Below are 7162 nucleotides of genomic sequence, written 5' to 3'. Positions count from 1 at the left end.
GGCGTCCTTTTTTATACCGAATTCGATAATTAGCTTACTGAATGACGACGACCTTGGACGTGCCCTTGCCCGGGCGGACGCGGCTGTAGAGATCGATGACGTCCTGGTTCATCAGGCGAATGCAGCCCGAGGAAGCGGCGGTGCCGATCGAAGCCCATTCCGGCGTGCCGTGCAGGCGGAAGAGCGTGTCCTTGCCGTCCTCGTTGAAGAGATACATGGCGCGCGCGCCGAGCGGATTGCTGAGACCCGGACCCATGCCGTCCTCGACGTACTTGGCGAGATCAGGCCGACGGACGGCCATTTCCTTAGGCGGGTGCCAATTCGGCCATTCCTGCTTCCAGGCGACGTAGGCGGTGCCGGCCCATGCGAAGCCCTGCTTGCCGACGCCGATGCCGTAGCGCATCGCTTTGCCGTTGGCCAGGATGTAATAGAGGAAGCGCTCGCGCGTGTTGACGATGATCGTTCCGGGACGCTCTGTGGTCTGGTAGCTGACGACCTGACGGCGGAACTGCGGCTTGACCCTGTCGATCGGGATCGCCGGCAGGGAGTATCCGGCATCCTTCGTCAGGCCGTAGGCGTCATTGAAGATCTGTGCCGTCTGAACCGTCGGGCCTGCGCCCTTGTCGTCGACGGATGCGCTGTCTGAGGTCGTCGAGCAACCGGCCAGAGCGAGTGTCGCCAGCAGGCCAAATACAGGGAATGCATTGCGGATGCGCATGGATGACTCTTGAAGTTTTGGGGCAAGGAGAACGGTCTTTCGACCATCGTTGATTATGGTTTATTTTCGATTAACTTGCGCTTTGCAAGGCTACTGCAGCGCGACAAATTCGTCTGCCGCGCAAATTAGAAGCGCATGGTTTTTTTGCAACAACACGCCAGCCCCCGCGATGGTTATCCATGACGATTTTGAGCGTTTACAATAACAATCCGTTAATCGATGGCCGGCAATCGGACAGGGCCATGATGGTGCGGCGCGGAACGCAGATATTGCTGCATGAAATGCGCCACGCCGTGCTGCCCGAACTGCCGCTGGCCAGCGGTCGCCGCGCCGATCTGATCACGCTTTCGGAAAAGGGCGAGGTCTGGATCATCGAAATCAAGACCTCGATCGAAGATTTCAGGGTGGATCGCAAATGGCCGGAATACAGGCTGCATTGCGACCGCCTGTTCTTCGCGACTCACCAGGATGTGCCGTTGCAGATCTTTCCCGAGGAATGCGGACTGTTCCTGTCGGATGGCTATGGCGCCCATATGATTCGCGAGGCGCCGGAACACCGCATGGCGCCGGCCACGCGCAAATCCGTCACGCTCAACTTCTCGCGTGCCGCCGCGCAAAGGCTGATGATGGCCGAATGGTCGAACGGAAAACCGTTCACTGTGGACGACGTCTAATTATAAACGCGCGACGTGCTCGTCTATTTCGGCGCGCGTTTGGCAAGGATACGCTGCAGCGTCCGCCGGTGCATGTTGAGCCGGCGCGCCGTTTCGGAAACATTTCGCTCGCACATTTCATAGACCCGCTGGATGTGCTCCCAGCGCACCCGGTCGGCCGACATCGGATTTTCGGGAAGCTCGGCCTTTTCACCCGGCCGCTGCGTCAGCGCCGAAAACACGTCGTCGGCATCCGCAGGCTTTGCGAGGTAGTCGACGGCGCCGAGCTTCACGGCCGTGACCGCCGTTGCGATATTGCCGTAGCCGGTCAGCACGATGATCCTGGTGTCGTCGCGCCGCTGGCGGATCGCCTCGATGACGTCGAGCCCATTGCCGTCGCCGAGCCGAAGGTCGACCACCGCATATTTCGGCGGCCGGCCTTTCGATTTCGCAACGCCCTCCGCCACTGATTCGGCCGTTTCCACCTGGAAGCCGCGTGTCTCCATCGCCCGCGCCAGGCGGCGCAGAAACGGCCCGTCGTCGTCGACGATCAGCAGGCTGGCGTCGGGACCGATATGGTCTTCGTTCGACGCGGCGAAATTGTCATGATTCTGTTCTGTCATCGTCTCGGTCCCGACGGTTGAACGCCCGATCTGCGTCAACCGCTTATATCCTGTTTATGCCGACAAAGTCATTTTGTCGAATTTGCGTCGATCAGCATGCGCGGCCATTCGATTCGGATGCGCGCGCCCGCACTTTCCGGATCGCGGTTCTCGAAAATCAGCGATGCGCCGGAGCGCTCCAGCAACGTCTTGGCGATGAAAAGCCCGAGCCCGAGGCCACCCGCCGTATCCTCTTTCTGCCGCTTGGTCACATAGGGCTCGCCGATCCGCGTCAGAATATCGGGCGCATAACCGTTGCCGTCGTCCTCGATGACGATCAGCACTTTGTCGTGATCATGCTCGACGGTAACGATCACTTTCTCCCGCGCATAATCGACGGCATTTTCGATCAGGTTGCCGAGCCCATACATGATGCCGGCATTGCGGTCGGTGACCGGCTCACCCTTGCGCGGGCTCTTTTCGATGAGCTCGAGAGCGATACCGAATTCCCGGTGCGGGGCGACGATCTCCTCGATCATCGACGAAAGCGGCAGGCGGCGCATATGCGCCTCGCCTTCGGAGGAAAGCGTCGTCAGCCGCCGCAGGATGTCACGGCATCGTTCGCTCTGGCTGCGCAGCAGCATCACGTCTTCGCGGAAACGATCATCATTCTTAAGCTCCCGCTCCATTTCCTTGGCGACGACGCTGATAGTCGCAAGCGGCGTGCCGAGTTCATGGGCGGCGGCCGCCGCCAGCCCGTCGAGCTGCGACAAATGCTTTTCCCGCTGCAGCACCAGTTCGGTCGCAGCCAGCGCATCGGCAAGCTGGCTCGCTTCCATCGAGACCCGATAGGCATAGAAAGCGGCGAATGCCATGGTCGAGGCGATCGAGCACCAGACACCGAACTGCATGACGTTGTGCACGTTGATCTCGACGCCGTCGAACCAGGGCAGCGGAAAGGGCGAAAAGGCAAGCACCGTGATGCAGACCATCGCAACGCCGATCAGCGCGGTGCTGTAGCGAATCGGCTGCGAGGCAAAGGAGATGATGACCGGCACGCAGACGAGCGCTGCAAAGGGATTGGCAAGGCCGCCGGTTATGAAGAGCAGCGCGCAGAGCTGCAAAAGGTCGAAGCCGAGCAGCGCAAAGGCGGCAGGCGGTTCCAGCCGATGCGTCGGCGGATAACGGATCGTCAGGTAGAAATTCACCCAGGCAAGGGCGGCGATCAGCGAAGAACTGGCAACCAGAGGTAAGGGAAATTTCAGCCAGAAGGCAACGATGAAAACCGTCAGCGCCTGTCCGCCAACGGCAAGCCAGCGCAGCCGCACCAATGTCTGCAGGCGCAGCCTGCGGCTGTTATGCCGGTCCTCCTGCGTATAGCCTTCCGTGTTGTCGATCATGCTGGGCTTGTCGATCATGCCGGGGGCTCCTTGAATGGGTCTCATGTACCACGCGGTTTTGCCCGTGTCGTCGGCAACGCATCCTCCGGCCGCTCCGGCCAGGGATGCCGGGGATAGCGCCCGCGCATGTCGGCACGCACATCCTTCCAAGAGCCGGCCCAGAAGCCCGGCAGATCGCGTGTCGTCTGGATCGGCCGGTGCGCCGGCGAGGTGAGCTCGAGCAGCAGCGGCAGACGGCCACCGGCAATGGCCGGATGCTGCTTCAGTCCAAACAGCTCCTGCACGCGGATCGTCAAAACCGGCTCCTCGCCCTCATAGTGGATCGGATGCCTTTGGCCGGTAGGCGCTTCGAAATGGGTCGGCGCAAGCCGGCTAAGGTCGCGCTGCAATTCGTGCGGTACCAGCGACATCAGTCCGTTCGAAAGCCCGGCCGCGGAAATCTCCGAAAGGCCGCGGGCCTCCGTCTGGAAGGGTGCGAACCAGTCGTCGAGCCGGGAAAGCAGGGCATCGTCGCTGACATCGGGCCAAGGCTCGCCGATCGTCCTGTGGAGGAATCCGATCCGCTCGCGCAGCTGCACGGCCTCCTTCGAGAACGCAAGCTGATCGAGCCCCAGCTCGCGTACCCCCTCCACCAGCGCCTGGGTGACCGCTGCCCCGGAAGGGCGCGGCAAGGGCGTCTCTTCAAAGACGATCGCGCCAAGCCGGGTTGCCCGCCGCGCCCGGATTTGCCGGCTCTGGCGGTCGAAGAATATCTGGTCGCCGGTTTTGATCTCACCGGGCAACTCGGCTTCGATGTCGCCGCGTGTCACCTCGGCTGCCGCCAGAACCCGCGCCTGCGCGGCCCGTCCGGTCAGGTCGGCAATCACCAGCATCTGGCTGCCGGCCAGCCTCTCGGTTTCCGGCAGCTCTGCTCCGCGCCCGTTCGCCATCACGAACCGGCCGCGCCCGCCGCGCTGAAGCGCGATGCGATCCGGGAACGCATGCAGCAGCAGCTGGCCTGCAAGCGCCGGCGCCGTTGAGGCAACCCTGTCGAGGCTGTTCGCCAGCCGTCCCGCCAGCCGCCGCGAGGCCTCTGCTCTCTCGCCCCACTCGGCCTTGAAGCGTCGCAGTCGCTCCTCGATATCGACACTCGTTCCGCCAAGCCCCTGTTCGGTGAGAAGCACGGCGATCATCGCCGCATCCCGTGCGTGTCCCGCTTCTCCCGCCGAGACGACCATGGCGGCAAGCCGCGGCGGCAAAGCGAGATCCCGCATGACCTTGCCGCGCTCCGTCAGCGCTCCGTCCTTGTCTAGGGCTCCGAGTTGGCCAAGCAGCGCGCGCGCTTCCCTCAGCGTCGTTTCCGGCGGCTGATCGACGAAGGCAAGGGATGCCGGATCTTGAACGCCCCAATGTGCGAGGTCGAGCACCAGCCCAGAGAGATCGCTGGAAAGGATCTGCGGCGGGGTGAAGGCCGGCAGTGCCGCCGTCTGTCCCTGGTGCCACAGCCTGACGGCGATGCCCGGTTCCGTTCGTCCGGCGCGGCCCGCCCGCTGATCGGCGGAAGCCCGCGACACCCGCACCGTCTCCAGCCGCGTGATCCCGGTCGACGCCTCGAACACCGGCAGACGCTGCAGCCCGCTGTCGATTACGATCCTGACACCGTCGATGGTGATCGACGTTTCGGCGATCGATGTCGCAAGCACGATCTTGCGCATCCCTTTGGATGCCGGGCGGATCGCCGCATCCTGCTCCTTCTGGCTGAGATTGCCGTAAAGGGGCGCAATCAGCGTTTCGGCTCCGAATCGTCCCTGCAGGCGTTCGACGGTCCGGGTGATTTCCGCCTGGCCGGGCAGGAAGGCTAGGATCGAGCCAGCCTCGTTGGCATGGGCATCGAGTATCGCCCGTGTCACCGCATCCTCGATACGCTCGCCGCCCGGCCGATCCTGGTAACGGATATCGATCGGAAAGCTGCGCCCCAGGCTTTCGATAACAGGTGGATGGTCGAGCAAGCCGGCCACGCGTTCGACATCGAGGGTCGCCGACATCACCAGGATGCGCAGATCCTCGCGCAGCGCCGACTGCACGTCGAGCGCCAGAGCGAGTCCGAAGTCTGCATCCAGCGAACGCTCGTGGAACTCGTCGAAGATCACGACCGAGACACCGTTCAGTTCCGGATCGTCGAGGATCATCCTGGCGAAAACCCCTTCGGTCACCACCTCGACCCGTGTCGCTGCCGATATCCTGTTGTCGAGGCGCATGCGGTAGCCGACCGTCTCGCCGACCTGTTCGCCGATGAGCGATGCCATCCGGCTTGCCGCTGCCCGCGCCGCCAGCCGCCGTGGCTCCAGCAGGATGATTTTGCCGTCGCCGCGCCAGGCCTTGTCGAGCAGGTAAAGTGGCACCAGCGTCGTCTTTCCGGCGCCGGGCGGGGCGGAAAGAACGGCACGTTTTTGCTTTTCCAGCGCGGCAGCGACGGCCGGCAGGACATGTGAAACCGGAAGCTCCGGCAAGGATGCACTGATTGTCACTTTTGGCCCGTCACTGTCTCATAGGCAAGGATGGCGCCGGCGAGATCCTCCAACGCCGCACCCACCGACTTGAACAGCGTGATTTCTGCGTCATGGCTTCGTCCGCCATGGGCGCCGCTGACGAGTTCCGCAAGCTCAGCCCGGATGTCGCCTTCCTTCAGCACGCCGCTTTTCAGCGGCTGGACGATATCGCCTGCCTCGGCGGTGGCGCCGGCGCGGGTGTCGACATAAACGGAGGCACGGCGGATGGCCTCGTCGTCGCTTTCGCGCATGCTCGGCTTGAAGGCGCCGACGAGATCGAGATGGGCGCCGGGCTTCAGCCATTCGCCTGATATCAGTGGCACGCTGGAAAGCGTGGCGCAGGAAATGATATCGGCTGTCCGCGCTGCGGCTTCAGCATCCGCGACCGCCGCGGCATTCAGGCCGAGCGCCCGGGCTTCGGCTGCGATCTTTTCCGCCGCTTGCCCGTTGCGGCCCCAGACCCGGTACCTCTTGATCGGCCGGGTCGTGCCGTGGGCAAGCATCAGGTTGAGCGACAGCCGCCCGGTTCCGCAGACGAGCAACTCTTCCGCGTCGGAGCGGGCGAGATAACGGGCCGCCAGCGCCGATGCTGCCGCCGTCCGCCGCGCCGTCAACTCGCCGCCGTCGATCGCGGCAAGCATTTCCCCGGTAGCGCCGGAGGAAAGAAGATAGGTTCCGAAGATCGCCGGCAGGCCCCGCCGCACATTGCCTGGAAAGACCGAGACCGTCTTCACCCCGGCATAGCGTCCGGGAACCCAGGCCGGCATCAGGAGCAGTGTGGCGCTCTCCTCATCCGGCACCTCCATCTCATGGTGGTGACGCACCGGCATCACGCACTCGCTCTGGAACATGCGGGCGATTGCCTCGATCAGTTCCGGCCAGGGCAAGGCCGCACGCGTCTGTTCTTCATCGAGGACAAGCATTCTTCACTCCGCCGGATCTTTCTTCATCGCCAAACTAGCGAGTGAGGCATGGCATAGGCAAGCACCCTGGAATTCCGCGTTGGGCGCCCCATATAAGGCTCATCTCCCTCGCCGAAGCCTATCCTTCAGGATTCGGCAAAAACGAATCTCGAAAACCGTCCGATCGGGTGGTGGATTTGCTCGTTTTTGGAGACAGGCGATAAAAGCCCTTCATTTTCAACCTGTTACAAAAATGTCAAAAAACTTTGGTTGGGTGTGTTGACTGTTCTAATGGGTTAGTTCTATAAGCCCACTCACTGAACGAGGGCGGCGGCGCTGCTGGCGACGAAGTCTTTCGT

General features: G+C 62.9%; 6 protein-coding genes. 1 reads left to right on the top strand and 5 read right to left on the bottom strand.

Annotated elements, in window-relative coordinates; all coding sequences use genetic code 11:
* Positions 1-34 precede the first annotated feature (34 nt).
* Positions 35-718 (bottom strand): L,D-transpeptidase, encoded by a 684-nt coding sequence (locus HX899_RS13300; RefSeq protein WP_011649879.1) that lies wholly within the window; start codon positions 716-718, stop codon positions 35-37.
* A 179-nt stretch (positions 719-897) separates the two neighbouring features.
* On the opposite strand from HX899_RS13300, the gene HX899_RS13295 reads away from it, so the two are divergent.
* Positions 898-1392, top strand: a complete 495-nt coding sequence (locus HX899_RS13295; RefSeq protein ID WP_181292644.1) for an MmcB family DNA repair protein — start codon at positions 898-900, stop codon at positions 1390-1392.
* A gap of 23 nt (positions 1393-1415) precedes the next feature.
* On the opposite strand, the gene HX899_RS13290 is transcribed toward HX899_RS13295, so the two are convergent.
* From HX899_RS13290 to HX899_RS13275, 4 genes are all read right to left on the bottom strand, one after another.
* On the bottom strand, positions 1416-1994 hold the full coding sequence (locus tag HX899_RS13290) for an ActR/PrrA/RegA family redox response regulator transcription factor (protein ID WP_138389309.1): 579 nt from the start codon (positions 1992-1994) through the stop codon (positions 1416-1418).
* A 68-nt stretch (positions 1995-2062) separates the two neighbouring features.
* Entirely contained in the window at positions 2063-3391 is a 1329-nt protein-coding gene (locus tag HX899_RS13285; protein WP_407073882.1) for an ActS/PrrB/RegB family redox-sensitive histidine kinase, read from the bottom strand.
* 23 nt (positions 3392-3414) lie between these two features.
* Positions 3415-5880: an ATP-dependent helicase HrpB gene (hrpB, locus tag HX899_RS13280; RefSeq protein ID WP_181292643.1), complete on the bottom strand. Its 2466-nt coding sequence runs from the start codon at positions 5878-5880 to the stop codon at positions 3415-3417.
* Positions 5877-6824 (bottom strand): ornithine cyclodeaminase family protein, encoded by a 948-nt coding sequence (locus HX899_RS13275; RefSeq protein WP_181292642.1) that lies wholly within the window; start codon positions 6822-6824, stop codon positions 5877-5879. The genes hrpB and HX899_RS13275 overlap by 4 nt, the downstream gene beginning before the upstream one ends.
* Between the last annotated feature and the right edge of the window lie 338 nt (positions 6825-7162).

Origin of the sequence: Rhizobium sp. WYCCWR 11146 (assembly GCF_013591995.1) — a bacterium.
GTDB classification, from domain to species: Bacteria; Pseudomonadota; Alphaproteobacteria; order Rhizobiales; family Rhizobiaceae; genus Rhizobium; species Rhizobium indicum.
This window is presented reverse-complemented; position numbering and strand designations above follow the sequence as displayed.

Coding starts and splice junctions, on each gene's coding strand:
- HX899_RS13275 (WP_181292642.1), bottom strand. CDS start 6,824: ATGCTTGTCCTCGATGAAGAACAGACGCGTGCGGCCTTGCCCTGGCCG.
- HX899_RS13295 (WP_181292644.1), top strand. CDS start 898: ATGACGATTTTGAGCGTTTACAATAACAATCCGTTAATCGATGGCCGG.
- HX899_RS13290 (WP_138389309.1), bottom strand. CDS start 1,994: ATGACAGAACAGAATCATGACAATTTCGCCGCGTCGAACGAAGACCAT.
- HX899_RS13300 (WP_011649879.1), bottom strand. CDS start 718: ATGCGCATCCGCAATGCATTCCCTGTATTTGGCCTGCTGGCGACACTC.
- HX899_RS13285 (WP_407073882.1), bottom strand. CDS start 3,391: ATGATCGACAAGCCCAGCATGATCGACAACACGGAAGGCTATACGCAG.